The 594-nt window shown below is 48.4% G+C and carries 2 protein-coding genes; both read right to left on the reverse strand.

Annotated features, from left to right (window positions below; all coding sequences use genetic code 11):
- Nucleotides 1-140: 140 nt before the first annotated feature.
- Nucleotides 141-332: a hypothetical protein gene (locus tag AC1DSE_RS36190; RefSeq protein WP_477529238.1), complete on the reverse strand. Its 192-nt coding sequence runs from the start codon at nucleotides 330-332 to the stop codon at nucleotides 141-143.
- Nucleotides 333-365: 33 nt separating this feature from the next.
- The coding region (locus AC1DSE_RS36195) for a hypothetical protein (RefSeq protein WP_477529239.1) at nucleotides 366-594 on the reverse strand (229 nt) is incomplete at its 5' end.

Below are 594 nucleotides of genomic sequence, written 5' to 3' on the forward strand. Positions count from 1 at the left end.
ATCCATTAGTTGTTCTAAACCAATGCTTCCATACGATAGCTTCGATGTTGTCACACTGCCATCTGCTAGTTGCTCCGAACCTATGCTTTCATACGCCAGCTTCGATGTCGTCACACTGCCGTCCGTCAGCTGTTCCGAATTTACACTGCCAAATGCCATGTTGTCACACTGCCATCTGCTAGTTGCTCCGAACCTATGCTTTCATACGCCAGCTTCGATGTCGTCACACTGCCGTCCGTCAGCTGTTCCGAATTTACACTGCCAAATGCCAGCTTCGTTGATGTCACACTTCCGTCCATCAGCTGATTCGGACCTACGCTGCCTGCTTCCATACGCAAGTTTCGCTGATGTCACACTTCTATCCATTAGTTGTTCACGCTTCCATACGTAAGCTTCGCTGATGTCACACTTCTATCCGTCAGTTGTTCTGAACCAACGCTTCCATACGCAAGTTTCGCTGATGTCACACTTCTATCCATTAGTTGTTCTAAACCAATGCTTCCATACGATAGCTTCGATGTTGTCACACTGCCATCTGCTAGTTGCTCCGAACCTATGCTTWCATACGCCAGCTTCGATGTCGTCACACTGCCG

It is taken from the genome of Paenibacillus sp. 01L418 (assembly GCF_056400045.1).

What these genes read in the sequence shown, in the direction of transcription:
- AC1DSE_RS36190 (WP_477529238.1), bottom strand. Translation starts at nt 332, where the DNA reads ATGGAAGCAGGCAGCGTAGGTCCGAATCAGCTGATGGACGGAAGTGTG.